Origin of the sequence: Burkholderia sp. AcTa6-5, from assembly GCF_017815075.1 — a bacterium.
GTDB classification, from domain to species: Bacteria; Pseudomonadota; Gammaproteobacteria; order Burkholderiales; family Burkholderiaceae; genus Burkholderia; species Burkholderia sola.
Genome location: NZ_JAGIQE010000026.1, coordinates 52,083 through 71,126, shown reverse-complemented (window position 1 = coordinate 71,126; position 19,044 = coordinate 52,083). Strand labels below are relative to the sequence as shown.

General features: G+C 67.1%; 19 protein-coding genes. 6 read left to right on the top strand and 13 right to left on the bottom strand.

Annotated features, from left to right (window positions below):
- The 9 genes from J8I33_RS28050 to J8I33_RS28010 form a co-directional block, all read right to left on the bottom strand.
- Positions 1 to 1,056 carry a branched-chain amino acid ABC transporter permease gene (locus J8I33_RS28050; RefSeq protein ID WP_209939511.1) on the bottom strand — a complete coding sequence of 352 codons (1,056 nt, stop codon included), beginning with the start codon at positions 1,054 to 1,056 and terminating at the stop codon, positions 1 to 3.
- Positions 1,057 to 1,226: 170 nt separating this feature from the next.
- Complete coding sequence (locus tag J8I33_RS28045) at positions 1,227 to 2,384, bottom strand: ABC transporter substrate-binding protein (RefSeq protein WP_124594456.1); 1,158 nt, start codon at positions 2,382 to 2,384, stop codon at positions 1,227 to 1,229.
- Between the two features lie 76 nt (positions 2,385 to 2,460).
- On the bottom strand, positions 2,461 to 3,258 hold the full coding sequence (locus tag J8I33_RS28040; RefSeq protein WP_209939510.1) for a hypothetical protein: 798 nt from the start codon (positions 3,256 to 3,258) through the stop codon (positions 2,461 to 2,463).
- Between the two features lie 187 nt (positions 3,259 to 3,445).
- Positions 3,446 to 4,423: a branched-chain amino acid ABC transporter permease gene (locus J8I33_RS28035; protein WP_209939509.1), complete on the bottom strand. Its 978-nt coding sequence runs from the start codon at positions 4,421 to 4,423 to the stop codon at positions 3,446 to 3,448.
- Positions 4,423 to 5,307 (bottom strand): branched-chain amino acid ABC transporter permease, encoded by an 885-nt coding sequence (locus J8I33_RS28030; protein WP_050015808.1) that lies wholly within the window; start codon positions 5,305 to 5,307, stop codon positions 4,423 to 4,425. Before J8I33_RS28030 ends, J8I33_RS28035 begins: the two co-directional genes overlap by 1 nt.
- Positions 5,308 to 5,435: 128 nt before the next feature.
- On the bottom strand, positions 5,436 to 6,635 hold the full coding sequence (locus tag J8I33_RS28025; protein WP_050015806.1) for an ABC transporter substrate-binding protein: 1,200 nt from the start codon (positions 6,633 to 6,635) through the stop codon (positions 5,436 to 5,438).
- Between the two features lie 77 nt (positions 6,636 to 6,712).
- Positions 6,713 to 7,468 carry an ABC transporter ATP-binding protein gene (locus J8I33_RS28020; protein WP_050015804.1) on the bottom strand — a complete coding sequence of 252 codons (756 nt, stop codon included), beginning with the start codon at positions 7,466 to 7,468 and terminating at the stop codon, positions 6,713 to 6,715.
- Complete coding sequence (locus tag J8I33_RS28015) at positions 7,465 to 8,244, bottom strand: ABC transporter ATP-binding protein (protein WP_006477266.1); 780 nt, start codon at positions 8,242 to 8,244, stop codon at positions 7,465 to 7,467. Before J8I33_RS28015 ends, J8I33_RS28020 begins: the two co-directional genes overlap by 4 nt.
- Positions 8,245 to 8,680: 436 nt before the next feature.
- Complete coding sequence (locus J8I33_RS28010; RefSeq protein WP_209939508.1) at positions 8,681 to 10,366, bottom strand: choline dehydrogenase; 1,686 nt, start codon at positions 10,364 to 10,366, stop codon at positions 8,681 to 8,683.
- A gap of 182 nt (positions 10,367 to 10,548) precedes the next feature.
- On the opposite strand from J8I33_RS28010, the gene J8I33_RS28005 reads away from it, so the two are divergent.
- Positions 10,549 to 11,448, top strand: coding sequence for a LysR family transcriptional regulator (locus J8I33_RS28005; protein WP_209939507.1), 900 nt, complete (start codon positions 10,549 to 10,551; stop codon positions 11,446 to 11,448).
- Positions 11,449 to 11,630: 182 nt separating this feature from the next.
- On the top strand, positions 11,631 to 12,164 hold the full coding sequence (locus J8I33_RS28000; RefSeq protein WP_050015796.1) for a class IV adenylate cyclase: 534 nt from the start codon (positions 11,631 to 11,633) through the stop codon (positions 12,162 to 12,164).
- A gap of 60 nt (positions 12,165 to 12,224) precedes the next feature.
- On the opposite strand, the gene J8I33_RS27995 is transcribed toward J8I33_RS28000, so the two are convergent.
- Positions 12,225 to 12,710 carry an Lrp/AsnC family transcriptional regulator gene (locus tag J8I33_RS27995; protein ID WP_050016018.1) on the bottom strand — a complete coding sequence of 162 codons (486 nt, stop codon included), beginning with the start codon at positions 12,708 to 12,710 and terminating at the stop codon, positions 12,225 to 12,227.
- A gap of 138 nt (positions 12,711 to 12,848) precedes the next feature.
- Between J8I33_RS27995 and phhA the strand changes: the two genes are divergently transcribed.
- The gene (phhA, locus tag J8I33_RS27990) at positions 12,849 to 13,742 is read left to right on the top strand and encodes a phenylalanine 4-monooxygenase (RefSeq protein ID WP_221623581.1); all 894 of its coding nucleotides are present in this window, start codon (positions 12,849 to 12,851) and stop codon (positions 13,740 to 13,742) included.
- Between the two features lie 68 nt (positions 13,743 to 13,810).
- The gene (locus J8I33_RS27985) at positions 13,811 to 14,188 is read left to right on the top strand and encodes a 4a-hydroxytetrahydrobiopterin dehydratase (RefSeq protein ID WP_280884427.1); all 378 of its coding nucleotides are present in this window, start codon (positions 13,811 to 13,813) and stop codon (positions 14,186 to 14,188) included.
- Between the two features lie 91 nt (positions 14,189 to 14,279).
- Here J8I33_RS27985 and J8I33_RS27980 read toward each other — a convergent pair whose 3' ends face one another.
- Positions 14,280 to 14,510, bottom strand: a complete 231-nt coding sequence (locus J8I33_RS27980; RefSeq protein WP_006401493.1) for a DUF3717 domain-containing protein — start codon at positions 14,508 to 14,510, stop codon at positions 14,280 to 14,282.
- A 122-nt stretch (positions 14,511 to 14,632) separates the two neighbouring features.
- On the opposite strand from J8I33_RS27980, the gene J8I33_RS27975 reads away from it, so the two are divergent.
- Entirely contained in the window at positions 14,633 to 15,325 is a 693-nt protein-coding gene (locus J8I33_RS27975; protein ID WP_006401494.1) for a response regulator transcription factor, read from the top strand.
- A gap of 120 nt (positions 15,326 to 15,445) precedes the next feature.
- Positions 15,446 to 16,930: a sensor histidine kinase gene (locus J8I33_RS27970; RefSeq protein WP_209926218.1), complete on the top strand. Its 1,485-nt coding sequence runs from the start codon at positions 15,446 to 15,448 to the stop codon at positions 16,928 to 16,930.
- A 146-nt stretch (positions 16,931 to 17,076) separates the two neighbouring features.
- Here the strand turns inward: J8I33_RS27970 and J8I33_RS27965 are convergent, their stop codons facing one another.
- Both J8I33_RS27965 and J8I33_RS27960 read right to left on the bottom strand, forming a co-directional pair.
- Positions 17,077 to 17,607 carry an SET domain-containing protein-lysine N-methyltransferase gene (locus J8I33_RS27965; RefSeq protein ID WP_050015789.1) on the bottom strand — a complete coding sequence of 177 codons (531 nt, stop codon included), beginning with the start codon at positions 17,605 to 17,607 and terminating at the stop codon, positions 17,077 to 17,079.
- Positions 17,608 to 17,784: 177 nt separating this feature from the next.
- Positions 17,785 to 18,897, bottom strand: coding sequence for an NADH:flavin oxidoreductase/NADH oxidase (locus J8I33_RS27960; protein WP_089488016.1), 1,113 nt, complete (start codon positions 18,895 to 18,897; stop codon positions 17,785 to 17,787).
- Between the last annotated feature and the right edge of the window lie 147 nt (positions 18,898 to 19,044).

The window sequence follows — 19,044 nt, the reverse complement described above, 5'->3', positions numbered from 1 at the left end:
TCACTCCTCTTCCTCTTCCGCATGCAGCGTCGCGAAGCTCCGCCACAGCAGCACCGGAATGATCAGCGTGAACACGATCACCTCCTTGTAGGCGCTCGCCCAGAACGACGAATACGATTCGAGCACGCCGACGAGCAGCGAGCCGGCGGCCGCGAGCGGATAGCTGACGAGCCCGCCGATGATCGCGCCGACGAAGCCCTTCAGCCCGATCAGGAAGCCCGAGTCGTAGTAGATCGTCGTCAGCGGGCCGACGAGGATCCCGGACAACACGCCGAGCCCCGCCGCGAACGTGAACGCGAGCCGCCCGGCTTCGGTCGTGCCGATGCCGACGAGCCGCGCACCGAGCCGGTTCACCGACGTCGCGCGCAGCGCCTTGCCGGCGATCGTGCGCCCGAAGTACACATACAGCGCGCCGATCAGCACGAGCGCCGTGACGACGACCAGGATGCTCTGCACCGACACCGTCATGCTGCCGATCGCGAGCGACGCGTCCGAGAACCCGTTGGTACGCGAGCCTTCCGCGCCGAACATCACGAGGCCGAGGCCGACCATCGCGAAATGGACGGCGACCGACACGATCAGCAGCAGCAGCGTCGTGCCTTCGGCGATCGGCTGGTACACGAGCCGGTAGACGAACGGCCCCATCGGCACGACGATCGCGAGCGTCAGCGCGATCTGCGCGAGCATCGGCATCGGCTGCGCGGCGAAGCTGCGCGTGATTGCGAACACCGCGAGCGGCAGCAGGATGTAGCGGCTGCCGAGCGTCGCGAGCGTGCGGCCGAGCTGATGGCGGCGTTCGCGATGCCGGATCAGGCCGCCGGCTTCGAGCAGGAAGCATGCGACGCCCATCACGAACAGCAGCCAGCAGGTGGCGGGAAATTTCTGCGCCTGCAACGCGGCCAGCGTCAGCGCACCGTAGGCGACGAATTCGCCCTGGGGAATGAAGATCACCCGCGTGACGGAAAACACCAGCACGAGCGCCAGCGACAACAATGCATAAATGGCGCCGGTCGTGATGCCGTCTTGCGCGAGGATCGCCGCAATCGAGAGATCCATACGTTTCGTGTATCGAGAGAATGCTGCGGAGAAACGAAAGGCGGAAACGGCCGGGGCGCACGGCGGGCCCCGGCCGTTCCAGGCGGCACGGATGCGGCCGTGACGCGCGCCGCCCTGCCGACGGCGTGCACGGCGCCGTTCGCGCCGCGCACGCCGGTTTCACGTGACGCTTACTCGGCCTGCAACTTCCACTTGCCGTCGACGATCTGCACCATCACGCGCGCACGTGTGTCGAAGCCGTTGTGATCCGTCGCCGTCATGTTGATCACGCCGTGCGAGACGGGCAGGTCCTTCACGCTTTCGAGCGACGCGCGCAGCGCTTCGCGGAACGCCTCGGTGCCCGGCTGGCCCTTCTTCAGCGCGTCCGGGATCGCGCGCTGCAGCAGCAGGCCCGCATCCCACGCATGGCCGCCGAAAGTCGACAGCGAACCCGCGCCGTAAGCCTTCTCGTACGCGGCCTTGTAGCCGAGCGCCGGCTTCTTCACCGGATTCGAATCGGGCAGCTGGTCGGTCACGAGCACCGGGCCGGCCGGCAGGATCTCGCCTTCGCAATCCTTGCCGCACACGCGCAGGAAATCGTTATTCGCGACGCCGTGCGTCTGGTAGACCTTGCCCTTGTAGCCGCGCTCCTTCAGCGTCTTGGCCGGCAGCGCCGCCGGCGTGCCGGAGCCGGCGATCAGCACCGCATCCGGGTTCGAGCCCAGCAGCTTCAGCACCTGCCCCATCACCGACGCGTCGGTCCGGTTATAGCGTTCGTTCGACACGAGCTTCAGCCCGTTCTTCGCGGCCGCCGCGTCGAACGTCTTGTACCAGCTGTCGCCGTATGCGTCGGCGAAGCCGATGAAGCCGACCGTCTTCACGCCATGCTTCGCCATGTAGCCGGCGATCGCATCGGCCATCAACTGGTCGTTCTGCGGCACCTTGAACATCCACGCGCGCTTCGCGTCCATCGGCGCGATGATCTGCGCGCTCGCCGCGAGCGAGATCGTCGGCGTCTTGCCCTGCGACACCGGATCGAGCATCGCGAGCGAGTTCGGCGTGACGGACGAGCCGATGATCGCGTCGACGTGGTCCTCGTCGATCAGCTTGCGCACGTTCTGCACCGCACGGCTCGTGTCGGACGCGTCGTCCAGCACGATGTACTGCACGCTCTTGCCCGCGATCTCCTTCGGCAGCAGCGCGATCGTGTTCTTTTCCGGAATCCCGAGCGACGCGGCGGGCCCGGTGGCCGACAGCGTCACGCCGATCTTCACCTGCGCCGACGCCGTGGCCGCCGCACACACGAGGCCCGCGGCAAGCAGGGCCTCCATCCATCGATTCATCTTCATTTACGTTGTCTCCAAACGCTGCTCGAAAAAACCACGGTTGCTCGGGCGGCTCCCGGTCCCCAAACAAGTTAATATCTTAATTATCCCACCCGTCCGCGCCCATGCTCGTTTTCCCGCGACACGCCGCCACGCGCCGCGCGCCGATTGAAACGGCCGTCCGACCGTCACGATGCGCAGCAGCGGTGTCGTCAGGATGAAGAAAGCGAAGAAATGCGGGAGCGTGCGCAAGCTCGTTGCGCGCGCATCGATGGTCGGCACGCACGGCAAGCGATGAAACCTCGGAAAGCCCGCCGCTCATGCGATTGCGCATACGGATGCAGAGACGGATGCGAGCGCAACGACCCGCGCCGGCGCCGGGACGTGCATACAGGCCGCGGAACGGCTCGGAAATGCCCCGATGACCCATCGAGCACCCCATGACGAACGAACGGCGTCCGCCGCGTCTCCTGCCCCGAACCACCGTGCTGCGCTGCTCATCCAACCGTACTCCCTGTTCTGCATTGTGCTTGTAGGAGAACTGCCGACCGATTTTCCCGACCGCACGGTCGGCGAAAGCCGAGTGTAACGGACGCCTTTCGCGCCCGCCAACCGGGTAAGCCCGAAGCGCCTGTGCAGGATTGCGCATCGTCGGCGAACGGATCGCGGGAAACGGAAAAACGGGCAACGCGGCAAAGCGCGGAAAAGACGCGGTGCGAACGCAAACGCGGAAAGCGGCGCCATCGGCTGGCGTGCGGGCCGATGCACCATCGAGGGAATTCGTGCACGCAAATGAAAAAGCGCTGTTGGATTCCGTCCAACAGCGCTTTGGGGTCCGGGCACTTTGTGCCTCGATTGTCTCCTCGTTCTCCACCTGCAAATTCGTTTCGCGGTGCATCAGAACTGAAGTGAATCTTAAAGAGGCTTAAGCACCACGACAACTTAGCATTTACCCCTATGGTGCATTGCCGCACGAAAATGGGGCACCAGCCGGCCGCGCGGCGACGGCCCGAGCCCGCGGTGACGCCCTTCCCGGCCGAGCCGGATGGTGCTTCGCATCAACGCGGGCGACGCGCACCGCATGCTCACGACGACGCCCTGAGCGGCTTGATACGCGCGACCATCTCACCGACGATGCCGCGCCGGAACGCCAGCACGCATGCGATGAAGATCAGCCCAGTGACGATCGTCGTCGATTCGCCGAGCGAATGGAACCACGCGACACCCGTCGTCGACGCGAGCCATTCGCCGATGTCGCCGAGCCGGTCTTCCAGCGCGACGATCAGCGCGGCGCCGAGCAGCGGCCCGAACAGCGTGCCCATCCCGCCGACGAGCGTCATCAGCACGACGAGGCCCGACATCGTCCAGTACGCATCCGACAGCGTCTCGAAGCCGAGCACGAGCACCTTCAGCGAGCCGGCCAGCCCCGCGAGCGCGGCCGACAGGATGAACGCGAGCAGCTTGAAGCGATCGGTGTCGTAGCCGAGCGAGATCGCGCGCGCTTCGTTCTCCTTGATCGCGACGAGCACCTGGCCGAACGGCGAATGGACGACCCGCACGATGAACGCGCACGCGGCCACGACCGCCGCCAGCACGACGTAGTACAGCGTGACGTCGTTCGACAGGTCGAGCAGCCCGAACAGATGGCCGCGCGGCACGCCCTGCAGGCCGTCCTCGCCGTGCGTGAACGGCGCCTGCAGATAGATGAAGTAGACCATCTGCGCGAACGCGAGCGTGATCATCGCGAAGTAGATGCCTTGCCGGCGGATCGCGAACAGCCCGACGACGAGCCCGAGCAGCGTCGCGGCGACGGTGCCGGTCAGCACGCCGAGCTCCGGCGTGAAACCGAGCGTCTGCATCGAATAGCCGGTCGCATAGCCGGCCGTCGCGAGGAACATCGCATGGCCGAACGACAGCAGCCCCGTATAGCCGATCAGCAGGTTGAACGCGGCCGCGAACAGCGCGAACGCGAGCACCTTCATCACGAACACCGGATACGCGCCGATGAACGGCGCGGCGAGCAGTGCGGCGAGCAGCACGCCGTAGAGCATTTTTCTCTGCATCATTTTTCCTTGCCGAAGAGGCCCGCCGGGCGGAACAGCAGCACGATCGCCATGATCACGAACACGACGGTGGCCGACGCTTCGGGATAGAACACGCGCGTGAAGCCCTCGATCACGCCGAGCAGCAGGCCCGTGACGATCGAGCCGAGGATCGAGCCCATCCCGCCGATCACGACCACCGCGAACACGGTGATGATCATCGGCTGGCCCATCAGCGGCGACACCTGGATCACCGGCGCGGCCAGCACGCCCGCGAACGCGGCGAGCGCGACGCCGAAGCCGTAGGTGAGCGTGATCATCATCGGCACGTTCACGCCGAACGCCTCGACGAGCTTCGGGTTCTCGGTGCCCGCGCGCAGGTACGCGCCGAGGCGCGTCTTCTCGATCACGAACCACGTCGCGAGGCACACCGCGAGCGACGCGACGACGACCCACGCGCGATAGTTCGGCAGGAACATGAAGCCGAGGTTGGTCGCGCCGGACAGCTGCGACGGCACGTCGTACGGTTGGCCGGATGCGCCGTAGATCGAGCGGAACACGCCTTCGACGACGAGCGTGAGGCCGAACGTGAGCAGCAGCCCGTACAGGTGATCGAGCTTGTACAGCCAGCGCAGCATCGAGCGTTCGATCGCGATCCCGAACGCGCCGACGATCAATGGCGCCAGCACGAGCATCGCCCAGTACGGCAGCGCGAAATACGACAGCCCCATCCACGCGAGCATCGCGCCCAGCATGAACAGCGCGCCGTGCGCGAAGTTGATCACGTTGAGCAGCCCGAAGATCACCGCGAGCCCGAGGCTCAGGATCGCATAGAACGAGCCGTTGACGAGCCCGAGCAGCAACTGGCTCAGCATCGCCGGCAACGGAATGCCAAAGATTTCCATCGACTTAGCCGTCAGAATGAGTTTCGTTGCGTACGCAACTTTGCAGCCGCGCGCACGCGGGCGGCGCAGCGGGCACGTCGCTGCCGCCGCCACCGTGCGGCGCGCCCGTGCGCGCCGCTATCCGATGCTTACTTCCACAGCGCGCAGCGCGTTTCCTGCTTGGTGCCGAACGCCTGTTCGCCCGGAATCGTCGCGAGCACCTTGTAGTAGTCCCACGGCTCCTTCGATTCCGACGGCTTCTTCACTTCCATCAGGTACATGTCGTGGATCATGCTGCCGTCCTGACGGATGTAGCCCTTCGCGTAGAAGTCGCTGATCTTGATCTTCTTCAGCTCGGCCATCACCTTGTCGGAATCGGTCGTCCCGGCGGCCTGCACGGCCTTCAGGTAGGTCGTCACCGACGAGTAGTCGGCCGCCTGCAGGCTCGACGGCATCTTCTTCATCTTGCCGAAGTAGCGCTGCGCCCACTGGCGCGACGCCGCGTCGCGGTTCCAGTACCAGCTGTCGGTCAGCACGAGGCCCTGCGTCGTCTCGAGGCCGAGGCTGTGCACGTCGTTGATGAACATCAGCAGCCCGGCGAGCTTCATCGTCTTCGTGATGCCGAATTCCTTCGCGGCCTTGATCGAGTTGATCGTGTCGCCGCCCGCGTTCGCGAGACCGAGGATCTGCGCCTTCGACGATTGCGCCTGCAGCAGGAACGACGAGAAATCCGACGCGGACAGCGGATGCCGCACCGCCCCCAGCACCTGTCCGCCGCTCGCCTTCACGACGTCCGACGTGTTCTTCTCGAGCGCCTTGCCGAACGCGTAGTCGGCGGTCAGGAAGAACCACGTCTTGCCGCCCTGCTTCACCACCGCCGAGCCGGTGCCTTTCGCGAGCGCCATCGTGTCGTACGCATAGTGCACCGTGTACGGCGTGCACTCCTCGTTCGTCAGCGTGTCCGCGCCCGCGCCGATGTTGATGTAGACCTTCTTCTTCTCCGCGGCCAGCTTGGCCATCGCCAGCGCCGTCCCCGAATTCGTGCCGCCGACGAGCAGGTCGAGCCCGCCGCGGTCGATCCATTCGCGCGCCTTCGACGCGGCGATGTCCGCCTTGTTCTGGTGATCCGCGTACACGACCTCGATCGGCTTGCCGAGCACCTTGCCGCCGAAGTCGGCGACCGCCATGCGGATCGCCTCGAGACCGCCCTGGCCGTCGATGTCCGCATACAGCCCCGACATGTCGGTGACGAAACCGATCTTCACGCTATCCGCGGCATGCGCGGCGCCGGCGGTGAGTGCGGCGGTCGCGAGCGCGAGACAGGCCTGTGCGAGGGTCTTCATTTTCATTGACGTCTCCTGTTGTTCTGATGCGTTGTGGTTATTCGAGGGCCGCCACGGCTAGCGGCAACGGAAACGAGGCGGCGTCATACTCCGAGCAGGTCGTGCAGGGTCGGCATCTTGCCTTCCAGTTCGGACGCGCGGAAATGCTCGACGATGCTGCCGTGCTCCATCACGTAGAAGCGGTCGGCGAGCGGCGCGGCGAAGCGGAAATTCTGTTCGACCATCACGATCGTGTAGCCGCGCGCCTTCAGCGCGACGATCATCCGCGCGAGCGCCTGGACGATCACCGGCGCGAGGCCTTCGGAGATCTCGTCGAGCAGCAGCAGGTTCGCGCCGGTGCGCAAAATTCGCGCGACCGCGAGCATCTGCTGCTCGCCGCCGGACAGCCGCGTGCCCTGGCTCTGCCGACGCGACGCGAGGTTCGGGAACATCGCGTAGATCTCGTCGAGCGACATCGAATGCTCGCGCGGCCCGATCAGCGGCGGCAGCATCAGGTTCTCCTCGCACGACAGGCTCGAGAAGATCCCGCGCTCCTCCGGGCAATAGCCGATGCCGTAATGCGCGATGCGATGCGTCGCGAGGCCGATCGTCTCGTGGCCGGCGACCTTGATCGACCCGCTGCGGCGGCCCGTGAGGCCCATGATCGCGCGCAGCGTCGTCGTGCGGCCCGCGCCGTTGCGGCCGAGCAGCGTGACGACCTCGCCGCGATGCACGGTCAGGTCGACGCCGTGCAATATGTGGGATTCCCCGTACCAGGCCTCCAGGCCCGTGATTTCCAGCGCAGGCGTACCGCTCTCGACGCCGCTCAATTCGCGTTCCTCCCGTTCGCTGTGCTTCATGCGTGCGCCCCCGCGAGCGCCGCGTCGGCGCTGCCCATGTAGGCTTCGATGACGAGCGGATTCTTCGACACTTCCGCGTACGAGCCTTCGGCCAGCACCTCGCCGCGTTGCAGGACGGTGATCGTGTCGGAGATCCCCGCGATCACGTTCATGTTGTGCTCGACCATCAGGATCGTGCGGCCGCTCGCGACCTTCTTGATCAGCGCGGTCACGCGGTCGACGTCCTCGTGGCCCATCCCCTGCGTGGGCTCGTCGAGCAGCATCAGTTCGGGCTCCATCGCGAGCGTCGTCGCGATCTCGAGCGCGCGCTTGCGGCCGTAGGCCAGCTCGACGGTCGGCACGTGCGCGAAATCGGTGAGGCCGACCTGCGTGAGCAGGTCCATCGCGCGATCGTCGAGCCGCTTCAGCGTGCGTTCGCTGCGCCAGAAATGGAATTCGGTGCCGAGCGCGCGTTGCAGGCCGATGCGCACGTTCTGCAGCGCGGTCAGGTGCGGGAACACGGCCGATATCTGGAACGAGCGGATGATGCCGCGCCGCGCGACCTGCGCGGGACGCTCGTCGGTGATGTCGATGCCGTTGAAGACGATCTGCCCGGCCGTGGGCGTCAGGAATTTGGTGAGGAGGTTGAAACAGGTGGTCTTGCCCGCGCCGTTCGGCCCGATCAATGCGTGGATCGCGCCGCGGCGCACACGCAGGTTGACGCCGTTCACGGCGGTGAAGCCCCTGAATTCCTTCGTCAGTCCGCGTGTTTCCAGAATCGTGTCGCCGAGAATCATGTTCCCTTCCGTACGAAGTCAGGCGAAGCACCGGGAAGCCTGGCGCAAGCGGCCGCGAACAGGTCAGCGGATCAGCGGGCTGCCCCCGGGCGCCGTGGTACGCCTCGAGGGTTGGTCTCCCGCGCCGACGCGTATGCACATTACAGAACATTGTCGCGCCGTTGGTGCAGTGCAATCATCGGGATTTGCACTTATAGGGGTGGCCGCCATATCGGCTGCGATTGCGTGCGGTTTCGCACCGCGCTTTTTTGACACGTGCATCATCACGCGTTGACCTGCCGCAGGATCTGGCACACGCGCACCCGATAAAAAAGCCGCGCGACGGCGCGGCTTGCACGGATCTTGCCGTTAGAGCGGACGCGCCGGCAGCTTGTTTCGCATAGCGAATCAGCGGGCGTTCGCATGACGGCCCGCTGGCGCGCGGGTCAGCGAGCCTTCATGCCGCCGTCACCGCGGCCTCGGTGCGCACCGACGTCGTTTCGCGCGCCGCACGGCGGTCGGCGCGAATCATGTCGCTCGCGCGCTCGGCGATCATCAGCGTCGGCGAATTGGTGTTGCCCGACGTGATGAACGGCATCACCGACGCGTCGACGATCCGCAACCCCGCGATGCCGCGCACGCGCAGCCGGCTGTCGACCACCGCGCGCGCGTCGTCCGCACGCCCCATCCGGCACGTGCCGACCGGATGGAAGATCGTCGTGCCGACGACGCCGGCCGCGTCGATCAGTTCGGCCTCGGTCTGGTACCGCGGGCCCGGCAGGATTTCCTCGGGGCGATAGCGCGCGAGCGCCGGCGCGGACGCGATCCGGCGCGTGAGGCGCAGCGCGTTCGCGGCGACGTGACGATCGTGATCGGTCGACAGATAGTTCGGCGCGATCGCCGGTGCGCTGCGCGGATCGGCGCTCGTCACGTGCACGCTGCCGCGCGAGCTCGGCCGCAAGTGGCACACCGACGCCGTGAAAGCGTTGAACCCGTGCAGCGGCTCGCCGAAGCGTTCGAGCGACAGCGGCTGCACGTGGTATTGGAGATCGGGGCGCGTGAGCGCGGGATCGTCCGGATCCGATTTCGCGAACGCGCCCAGTTGCGACGGCGCCATCGACATCGGCCCGCGCTGCAGCAGCGCATATTCGGCGCCGATCATCAGCTTGCCCCACCAGCGCGCGGAGAGTGTATTGAGCGTACGCACGCCGTCGACGCGAAACGCCATCCGCAATTGCAGGTGATCCTGCAGGTTTTCGCCGACGCCCGGCAGATCCTGCACGACGTCGATGCCGAGCGCCTGCAGCCGCCGGCCGTCGCCGACACCCGACAGTTCGAGCAGTTGCGGCGAATTCACCGCGCCCGACGTCAGCAGCACTTCCACGCGCGCCCGCGCGACGTAGTCGGTGCCGCCGCCGTGATATTCGACGCCGACCGCGCGCCGACCGTCGAAGATCACGCGCTGCGCATGCGCGCCGGTGATCACGGTCAAGTTCGGGCGCGCCATCGCGGGCCGCAGGAACGCCTTCGACGTATTCCAGCGCACGCCGCGCTTCTGGTTCACTTCGAAGTAGCCGACCCCGGCGTTGTCGCCGCGGTTGAAATCGTCGGTGGCGGGAATGCCCGTCTGCTGCGCGGCCTGCGCGAACGATTCGAGGATCTCCCAGCGCAGCCGCTGTTTCTCGACGCGCCAGTAGCCACCCGCGCCGTGCGCATCGCTCGTGCCCGCATGGTGATCCTCGCTGCGCTTGAAGATCGGCAGCACGCTGTCCCACGACCAGCCGGCGTCGCCGGTTTCCTGCGCCCAGTTGTCGTAATCCTCGCGCTGGCCGCGCATGTAGATCATCCCGTTGATCGACGAGCAGCCGCCGAGCACGCGGCCGCGCGGATACGACAGCGCACGGCCGTTCAGCGCCGCTTCGGGCTGCGTCTTGTACAGCCAGTCGGTGCGCGGGTTGCCGATGCAGTACAGATAGCCGACCGGGATATGGATCCAGTGATAGTCGTCCTTGCCGCCCGCCTCGAGCAGCAGCACGCTGATGTCGGGATCCTCGGTCAGGCGGTTCGCGAGCACGCAACCCGCGGTGCCCGCGCCGACGATCACGTAGTCGAATTCGCCCTCGAGCGTGCGTTGAGTACTCACGGCGTGTCTCCTTCCTGCTTGTCGTGTACCGCGCGGCGCGATGCCGCGCGCATGTTCAGCATAGTGCGTCGCGCCGCGCCTGCGGCCCCGCGCCACGATCCGATGAAGCGTACTCCCGCGCCCGGCCGCCGATCCAATGAGTTATGCTGAACTGCGTTATAAGCCACGCTCATATCACGACGATGGATCTCACCCTGCTTCGCGCGTTCGCGACGGTCGCCCGCGAAGGCAACCTGACGCGCGCCGCCGTGCAGCTACATCTGACGCAGCCGGCCGTCAGCCTGCAGATCAAGCATCTGCAGGAAACGCTCGGGGTCGTGCTGTTCACGCGCACGTCGCGCGGGCTCGCGCTCACGCGCGACGGGCAGACGCTGCTGCCGCACGCGGAGCGCGCGCTCGCAGCCGCCGCCGACGTGCAGCGCGCCGCTGCCGCGCTGCGGCACGAGGTGCGCGGCCGGCTGCGAATCGGCACGATCCTCGATCCGGAGTTCCTGCGGCTCGGTGGCTTCCTGCGCGCGCTGGTCGAGACCCATCCGCAGATCGAAACGGCGCTGCGGCACGGGATGTCGGGCTGGGTGCTCGAACAGGTGCGCGCGCAGGCGCTCGACGTCGGCTACACCATCGGCCGGCCCGACGACGATTCGCCGCGCGACGGCGCGCTGTTCCACACCGTCACGCTCACGCGCTTCGAATACCGCGTGCTCGCGCCGGCCGGCTGGAAGGAGCGCGTGCAGCGCGCGCACGACTGGCGTGCGCTGGCCGCGCTGCCGTGGATCTGGACGCCGCCCGCGTCCGCGCATCACCGGCTGCTGTCGCGCCTCTTCGCGACGGCCGGCGCGCAGCCGGTGAAGGTCGCCGAGGTCGACCAGGAGCAATCGATGCTCGATCTCGTCAAATCGGGGATCGGGTTGACGCTCGCGCGCGATTCGATCGCGCTGGCCGAAGCGCACGCGCATGCGCTGACGATCGTCGAACGCATGACGGTGCCGACCGAGCTGACGTTCGTGACGCTCGCCGAGCGGCGCGACGAGCCGGCGATCGCGGCCGCGCTGCGGTTGATCGACGCGCAGTGGGCGATATGAGCGCGGCTGATGTCGACGCGGCCGGTTACGCATCGAGTTTCGGCGCCTGACGCATGCCGCGGATCGAATCGCGTGCCCCGCGTCGTGTCGCCGCGGCCGGTCCGCGCGTCACGCCACCATCGCAGGCTTTTTGCTAGATTGTGCGTTCGCACACCGCGAGACCCCGATTGAAGGAGACCCGCATGGCCCGCAACATCGAGATCAAAGCCCGCGCCCGCGAATTCGACCGGCTGCGCGAACGGGCGGCCCAGCTCGCGACCGAAGCGCCGCTCTTCTACCGCCAGCAGGATTTCTTCTATGACGTGCCGCGCGGCCGGCTCAAGCTGCGCCGCTTCGAGGACGGCACGCCGGCCGAGCTGATCTTCTACCAGCGCGACGATCGCGACGGCCCGAAGGCGTCGTACTACACGCGCAGCCCGGTGACGAATCCCGACGCGATGCATTCGCTGCTCGCGACCGCGCTGACCACGCGCGGGATCGTGACGAAGGAGCGGCACGTGTACCTCGCCGGCCGCACGCGCATCCACCTCGACCGCGTCGACGGCCTCGGCGATTTCATCGAGCTCGAAGTCGTGCTGGGCCCCGACGACGACGAAGCGGGCGGCGAAGCCGAAGCGCACGAGGTGTTCGCGAAACTCGGCGTCGCGCAGGACGATCTCGTCGCGGTCGCGTACGTCGATCTGCTGAACGCCGACACCCAGCCCGAAACGGCCTGATCCGGCCCCATCGAAGGCGGTACGGCGCGTGCCGCCTTCAGCGCCGATGCCGCGTCCCCGTCACGCGGCGCCCGGCGCGAGATGCGCGAGCGGCAATGCACCGTTGCGCTTGAAGGTCGTCAGCACGATGTTCGAGCGCACGCTGTCGACGCCCGGCACCCGCATCAGCTTCTTCATCACGAACTGCGACAGCGCGTTGAGATCCGGCGCGACGATCCGCAGCAGGTAGTCGGCATCGCCCACCACCGCATGACATTCGAGCACTTCGGGCAGCACGTCGATCTGCTGCTGGAACTGCTCGATGATCGAATCGCCGTGATGCTTGAGCTTCAGGCTCGTGAACGCGGTCACGCCGAGTCCGAGCTTTTCGGGTCGCAGCATCACGCGGTAGCCTTCGATCACGCCGGCCGCCTCCAGCCGCTGCAGCCGCCGGCCGATCTGCGACGGCGACAGCGGCACCTGCTCGCCCAGCTGCTGATGCGTCGCGCGACCGAAGCGCTGCAGCACGTCCAGCAACGCGAGATCGAAGTGATCGAGTTCCAGCATGAGCATTCTCCGCATTGATTCGTTATTCGATGCGCAATTATCGCATCACTAAGCGAATTGACGCCAACTATGCGCCCAATCCGCGCGTCGCCCGCTCTACACTTGCATGATCCCAACCCCAGCGTGCAGAGCCTGATCATGTCCACCGTCGTCACCGCGAAACTGCAGGAGCAGTTCGATGCGGGCCTCGAAACCCGCGCCGATTTCACCATCGACCAGCCGCTGCAGCGCTACGGCCAGGTCGACCACGCGGTGTGGAAGCAGCTCTATGCGCGCCAGTCGGCGCTGCTGCGCGGCCGCGCGTGCGACCCGTTCGTCGCCGGGCTCGGCAAGATCGCGCTGCCGGCCGATCGCGTGCCGTCGTTCGCCGACGTGAACCGTCAGCTGAAGCCCGCGACCGGCTGGGAAATCGTCGCGGTGCCCGGCCTCGTGCCCGACCGCGTGTTCTTCGCGCATCTCGCGAACCGACGTTTCCCGGTCACCTGGTGGATGCGCCGTCCCGACCAGCTCGACTACCTGCAGGAACCCGACTGCTTCCACGACCTGTTCGGCCACGTGCCGCTGCTGATCGACCCGGTGTTCGCCGACTACATGCAGGCGTACGGCCGCACCGCGCTCGCGGTCGCCGACGACGAAGCGGCGCTGGCGCGGCTCGCGCGCCTCTATTGGTATACGGTGGAATTCGGGCTGATCCGCGATCCGCGCGGCACGAACGGGCTGTCGATCTACGGCGCCGGGATCGTGTCGAGCAAGGGCGAAAGCCTGTATAGCCTCGAGAGCGCGGCGCCGAACCGGCTCGGGTTCGACCTCGAGCGCGTGATGCGCACGAAGTACCGGATCGACACGTTCCAGAAGACCTACTTCGTGATCGACGATTTCGCGCAGCTGTTCGCGCTCGCCGACGTCGATGGCCGCGCGCTGGCCGACCGGCTCGCGGGGCTGCCCGAATTCGCGGCCGGCGCGGTGCTCGACACCGATCGCGTACTGCATCGCGGCACGGGCGAAGGCTGGCCCGACGACGCTGACGCGTGACGCGCCGGCCGTCGGTTGCCGGTTGCCGGTTGCCGGCCGCCCGTCGTCCTTTCCGCAACTATGGAACAATGAACGATGCCGGCTTCGCCGCGCGGCGCAGCCGCGCGTGGGCGCCGTTACCGAACGAGAGGTGCAAGATGATCCACAAGCTCACATCCGAAGAACGCAAGACCCGGCTCGAAGGCCTGGCGCAGTGGACGGCCGTGCCGGGCCGCGACGCGATCCAGCGCCGCCTGCGCTTCGCCGATTTCAACGAGGCATTCGGCTTCATGACGCGTGTCGCGATCAAGGCGCAGGAAATGAACCACCATCCGGAATGGTTCAACGTGTACAACCGCGTCGACGTCACGCTGTCGACCCACGACGCCGACGGCCTGACCGAACGCGACATCGAACTCGCGCGGTTCATCGACGGCGCCGCCGCGCACGCGCAACCGGGCGCCTGAATCCCGTCTCCGCCGCCGCGCGCTTTCCGTGCGCGGCGCGTCAACTTTTCATTTCGCTGAACGTTTTCTAGGATGTACTCAGCGAAAGCCTTCAGCTTTCCAAGCCATCCTTAAGGCGCACGTAAGTCTCGTACGCTTTCCGCGCCTTGGGGTCCAAACCTTCCAGTTGCAGCGCGCTTTCGCGCTGTACAATCAGCAGCGCATACGGCTTGGAGAGCGCGCTGGCCTCTTCGCAGAGTTTGAGTTCGTCGCCGCTCGACGGCGAGCGGGCGCGCCAGAAATTGATCGCGGCTTCGAGGTCGTGGATCGAAATATCGGACATGATTGGATTTAATCGTTCGCTGGCCGCCATGCTTGATGTCAGGCGATGCGGCGTTCCTGTGGAAACGGCTTCGTGCTGTCCGCGTGCCTGAACCGCCAACCCATTGTACTTGAGCGAACTTCATGCGACTCCTTCTGATCGAAGACGACCGCCCCATCGCACGCGGTATCCAGAGCAGCCTCGAGCAGGCTGGCTTCACCGTCGACATGGTGCATGACGGCATCTTTGCCGAACAGGCGCTGGCACAGAACCGCCACGAACTCGTGATCCTCGACCTCGGCCTGCCGGGCATCGACGGCATGACGCTGCTCACGCGCTTTCGCCAGACCAACCGCCACACGCCGGTGATCGTGCTGACCGCCCGCGACGAGCTGAACGACCGGATCCAGGGCCTGAACTCCGGCGCCGACGATTACATGCTCAAGCCGTTCGAGCCGGCCGAGCTCGAAGCGCGTATCCGCGCGGTGATGCGCCGCAGCGGCCCGCACAGCGACATGCCGCGTCCCGAAGTGTCGCTCGGCGGCGTCCGCCTGTCGGGCGTCGACCGCCGCATCTTCAACGACGACAAGCCGCTCGAACTGTCGCCGCGCGAATTCGCGGTACTGGAAATGCTGCTGCTGCGGCACGGCCGCGTCGTCAGCAAGGCGCAGTTGCAGGATCACCTCACGCACTTCGGCGGCGATCTCGGCGACACCGCGATCGAAGTCTACGTGCACCGCGTCCGCAAGAAACTCGAGCAGTGCCGGGTCGAAATCGTCACGGTGCGCGGCTTCGGCTACCTGCTGCAGGAAATTCGCCAGACGGCGAGCGTCTGAGCGACGCCGCGCGCCGGCCGGCCGCGTGCCGCCGGCGCACGCGTGCTGCTCTGCGTCGCCGTTCCCGGCGCACGACCGCGCCGCTCCCTGTGAGCGGCGCTTATCCTTTTGCCCGTCGAAATGTCTTCTGATCCGGCTGTGACCACCAGCCTGCGCCGCTCGCTGCTCCGGCGCCTCGCCGCCCCGCTGTCGATGCTCGCGCTGATGAGCGGCCTGATCGCCTACTGGCTCGCGTGGCAATACACGCAGCACGTGATCGACCGCTCGCTCGCCGATCTCGCGACCGCGATCTCCAAGCAGATCCAGATCGCCGGCCCCGACGCGCCGTTCACGGTGCCGCCGCTCGCGCAGGCGATGTTCTCCGATCCAGCCGAAGCGCTGATCTACCGGATCAGCGACGGCGAGGAGGAACTCGCCGGCGATCCGAAGCTGCCGCTGCAGGGCATCAACGTGCGCCGCATGCATCACGCGTACGTGTTCGAGGCCGAATACGACAATCGCGCGGTCCGGGTCGCGCAGGTGCGCGTCGACAACGTCGAGGGCGGCCGGCCGATGGTCGTCGAAGTCGCGCAGCCGGTGCGGCACCGCTACCGGATCGCGGCCGAATTCCTCGTCGCGATCATGATGCCGCTGCTGTTGCTGCTGCTCGCGGGCTGGGGCATCGTATGGCGCGTCGTGAACCAGCAGCTGGGCCCGCTCACGCATCTCGCCGATTCGCTGAACCGGCAAACCCATACGTCGCTGGAACCGGTCGACGAAACCGACGTGCCGCTGGAGATCCGGCCGCTGACCAGCGCGATGAACGCGCTGCTCGGCCGCCTGAAGACCGCGCTCGACGCGCAGCGCAAGTTCATCGCCGATGCTGCCCACCAGTTGCGCACGCCGCTCACCGCGGTGAAGCTGCATGCCGAGCAGGCGGCCGTCGCGCGCGACCCGCACCAGACCTTCGCGGCGGTGCGCGAGCTGCGCGCGGCCGCCGACCGCGCGGTACGGCTGTCCAATCAGTTGCTGTCGCTCGCGCGGGCCGAGCCGGGCGAACAGGCCGCGCGCTTCGTCGACGTCGATCTCGCGGCGATGGCGTTCGAGACCGGCGCCGAATGGGTGCCGCGCGCGCTCGCGTCGCACGTCGACCTCGGCTTCCAGCGCAGCGACGAGCCGGGCGACGACGAGAAGCTGATCGTGCGCGGCAACCCGGTGCTGCTGCGCGAGGTGATCGCGAACCTGCTCGACAATGCGCTGAAGTACGTGCCGCTCGCGCGGCCGGACGGCGCGCGGATCACGGTGAACGTCGCGCGCGCCGCGCTCGAGGACAGCCAGCCGGCCGCCGAGATCGTCGTCGAGGACAACGGCCCCGGCGTGCCCGCGAACCAGCAGGCCGACCTGTTCAAGCGCTTCTTCCGCGGCGACGCGCAAAGCGGCAACGGTGTCGAAACCGGCGCCGGGCTCGGGCTCGCGATCGTGCACGACATCATCGCGATGCACGGCGGCACCGTGTCGTACGAGGATGCATCGGAAGGCGGCTCGCGCTTCGTGGTGCGGGTGCCGCTCGCGACGCGGACGGAAAAACCGGCCGGCGAAACGCCGGCCGCGGCGCCGACGCACTGAGCGATCGCCGAGCGAGTCGCGGCGGGCAACCGCTGGCCCGTCGACCGGGCGGCCCGCCGGAAAAGGAAAGCGAACGCCGGGCCGCCACGACGCGGCAGCCGCGGGCTGAAACGACCGCGGCAGCGCGCGATGCGCTGCCGCCTGCATCACTTCCTGTTCTTCTTGTCCTTCGAACCGGACGCAGGCTTGCCGTCCTTCTTGTCCTTCTTCTTTTTCTTCTTCCCGCCTTCGTCGGACGTCGCGAGCAACGTGCCGCGGCACGATTCCGCACCGCAGTGGCACGCGTATTCGCGCTTGAGCTTCTTCGTCAGCTTCGCGTCGATCACGAGGCCGTAGTCGTAGAACAGCTCCTCTTCCGGGCCGATATCGCGCAGCGCGTGGATATACACGCGGCCTTTGACTTCCTCGGCTTCGCAGTTCGGCGCGCACGAATGATTGATCCAGCGCGCGCTGTTGCCGTCGACCTTGCCGTCGATCACGCCGCCTTCGTCGAGTGCGAAGTAGAACGTATGATTCGGCTCGCTCGGGTCGTGCGGATGACGGCGCAGCGCTTCCTTCCACGAGATTCGCTCGCCCTTGTATTCCACTACGCGTTCGCCGGCCTTGATCGGCGCCACGGCGAACACGCCCTTGCCGTGTACTCCCGAGCGGCGCACCGCGATCCTGCGTGAACTCATCGAACCAATCCTTGTGAAGACGACTTGAACGGAAGCGACCGCGATCGCGGCCGGGCGCCGCGCCAAACGAAAACGCGGCACCGGTCGGTGCCGCGTCGGGGCATGCGGCGAATCACCCGCATCCTACACGTTCGATATTGCTTCGTTCAACATCGCGCGCAATATTGCGCGGTGCGCTCAGCGCTGGCCGAACGCGACGTCGCCGAACAGCGCCTTGTGCTCGCGCGGCTGCGAGCGCCAGTACTGCGGCGGCGCCGTCACCTGCGCGCCGAGCTCGGCCGCCGCATGCCACGGCCAGCGCGGGTCGTACAGCATCGCGCGCGCCATCGCGACGAAATCGGCATCGCCGGCCTCGATCAGCCGGTTCGCATGCTCGGGTTCGTTGATCAGGCCGACCGCGATCGTCGGCATGCCGACCGCCCGCTTCACGGCCTGCGCGAACGGCACCTGATAGCCGGGCGACAGCGGAATCTTCTGCAGCGGCGACACGCCGCCGGACGACACGTCGATCCAGTCGCAGCCGCGGCGCTGCAGTTCGTGCGCGAACGCGATCGTATCGTCGAGTTCCCAGCCGCCTTCGACCCAGTCGGTCGCGGACACGCGCACGCCGACCGGCCGATCGTCCGGAAACGCGGCGCGCACGATCTCGAAGATCTCGAGCGGAAACCGCATCCGGTTTTCGCGCGAGCCGCCGTATTCGTCGGTGCGCCGGTTCGCGAGCGGCGACAGGAACTGATGCAGCAGGTAGCCGTGCGCCGCGTGCACTTCGATCGCATCGATGCCGAGCCGCGCGGCCCGCCGGGCCGACGCCGCGAACGCTTCGCGGATGCGGTTCAGGCCCGCCGCATCGAGCGCGAGCGGTGGCGTCTCGCCGTCCTTGTGCGGCACGGCCGACGGGCCATGCGGCAGCCAGCCGCCGTCGGCGACCGGCACGAGCTGCCCCCCCTCCCACGGCGCCGCACTCGACGCCTTGCGCCCCGCATGCGACAACTGCATCGCGATGCGGATCGGCGAATGCTTGCGGATCGCGGCCAGCACCGGCTTCAGCGCGGCTTCGGTCACGTCGTCCCACAGGCCGAGGTCGCCATGGGTGATGCGTCCGTCGGGTTCCACCGCGGTCGCTTCGATGCACAGCAGCCCGGCGCCCGACAGCGCGAGATGGCCGAGGTGAATCATGTGCCAGTCGGTCGCTTCGCCGCGTTCGGCCGAGTACTGGCACATCGGGGAGATCACGATCCGGTTCGGAAGGGTCACGCCGCGCAGCGTGAACGGGGAAAACAGCGCAGTCATGGAAGCCGCTCGCCAGGAAAGGGAAAGAGCGGACGAGCGTAGCACGCACGCCTGAAGCGTGCAGACAGCGCGCTCCGCAGTAAGCGGATGGTCAGGTATGGCCGGACGGACGCCGGCGGGGCGTGGAACAAACGGAATAGGCGATGG

Excerpts from the sequence above, each read along its gene's own strand:
- J8I33_RS28050 (WP_209939511.1), bottom strand. The coding sequence starts at position 1,056 with ATGGATCTCTCGATTGCGGCGATCCTCGCGCAAGACGGCATCACGACC.
- J8I33_RS28045 (WP_124594456.1), bottom strand. The coding sequence starts at position 2,384 with ATGAAGATGAATCGATGGATGGAGGCCCTGCTTGCCGCGGGCCTCGTG.
- J8I33_RS28040 (WP_209939510.1), bottom strand. The coding sequence starts at position 3,258 with ATGCACCGCGAAACGAATTTGCAGGTGGAGAACGAGGAGACAATCGAG.
- J8I33_RS28035 (WP_209939509.1), bottom strand. The coding sequence starts at position 4,423 with ATGCAGAGAAAAATGCTCTACGGCGTGCTGCTCGCCGCACTGCTCGCC.
- J8I33_RS28030 (WP_050015808.1), bottom strand. The coding sequence starts at position 5,307 with ATGGAAATCTTTGGCATTCCGTTGCCGGCGATGCTGAGCCAGTTGCTG.
- J8I33_RS28025 (WP_050015806.1), bottom strand. The coding sequence starts at position 6,635 with ATGAAAATGAAGACCCTCGCACAGGCCTGTCTCGCGCTCGCGACCGCC.
- J8I33_RS28020 (WP_050015804.1), bottom strand. The coding sequence starts at position 7,468 with ATGAAGCACAGCGAACGGGAGGAACGCGAATTGAGCGGCGTCGAGAGC.
- J8I33_RS28015 (WP_006477266.1), bottom strand. The coding sequence starts at position 8,244 with ATGATTCTCGGCGACACGATTCTGGAAACACGCGGACTGACGAAGGAA.
- J8I33_RS28005 (WP_209939507.1), top strand. The coding sequence starts at position 10,549 with ATGGATCTCACCCTGCTTCGCGCGTTCGCGACGGTCGCCCGCGAAGGC.
- J8I33_RS28000 (WP_050015796.1), top strand. The coding sequence starts at position 11,631 with ATGGCCCGCAACATCGAGATCAAAGCCCGCGCCCGCGAATTCGACCGG.
- J8I33_RS27995 (WP_050016018.1), bottom strand. The coding sequence starts at position 12,710 with ATGCTGGAACTCGATCACTTCGATCTCGCGTTGCTGGACGTGCTGCAG.
- phhA (WP_221623581.1), top strand. The coding sequence starts at position 12,849 with ATGTCCACCGTCGTCACCGCGAAACTGCAGGAGCAGTTCGATGCGGGC.
- J8I33_RS27985 (WP_280884427.1), top strand. The coding sequence starts at position 13,811 with ATGAACGATGCCGGCTTCGCCGCGCGGCGCAGCCGCGCGTGGGCGCCG.
- J8I33_RS27980 (WP_006401493.1), bottom strand. The coding sequence starts at position 14,510 with ATGTCCGATATTTCGATCCACGACCTCGAAGCCGCGATCAATTTCTGG.
- J8I33_RS27975 (WP_006401494.1), top strand. The coding sequence starts at position 14,633 with ATGCGACTCCTTCTGATCGAAGACGACCGCCCCATCGCACGCGGTATC.
- J8I33_RS27970 (WP_209926218.1), top strand. The coding sequence starts at position 15,446 with ATGTCTTCTGATCCGGCTGTGACCACCAGCCTGCGCCGCTCGCTGCTC.
- J8I33_RS27965 (WP_050015789.1), bottom strand. The coding sequence starts at position 17,607 with ATGAGTTCACGCAGGATCGCGGTGCGCCGCTCGGGAGTACACGGCAAG.
- J8I33_RS27960 (WP_089488016.1), bottom strand. The coding sequence starts at position 18,897 with ATGACTGCGCTGTTTTCCCCGTTCACGCTGCGCGGCGTGACCCTTCCG.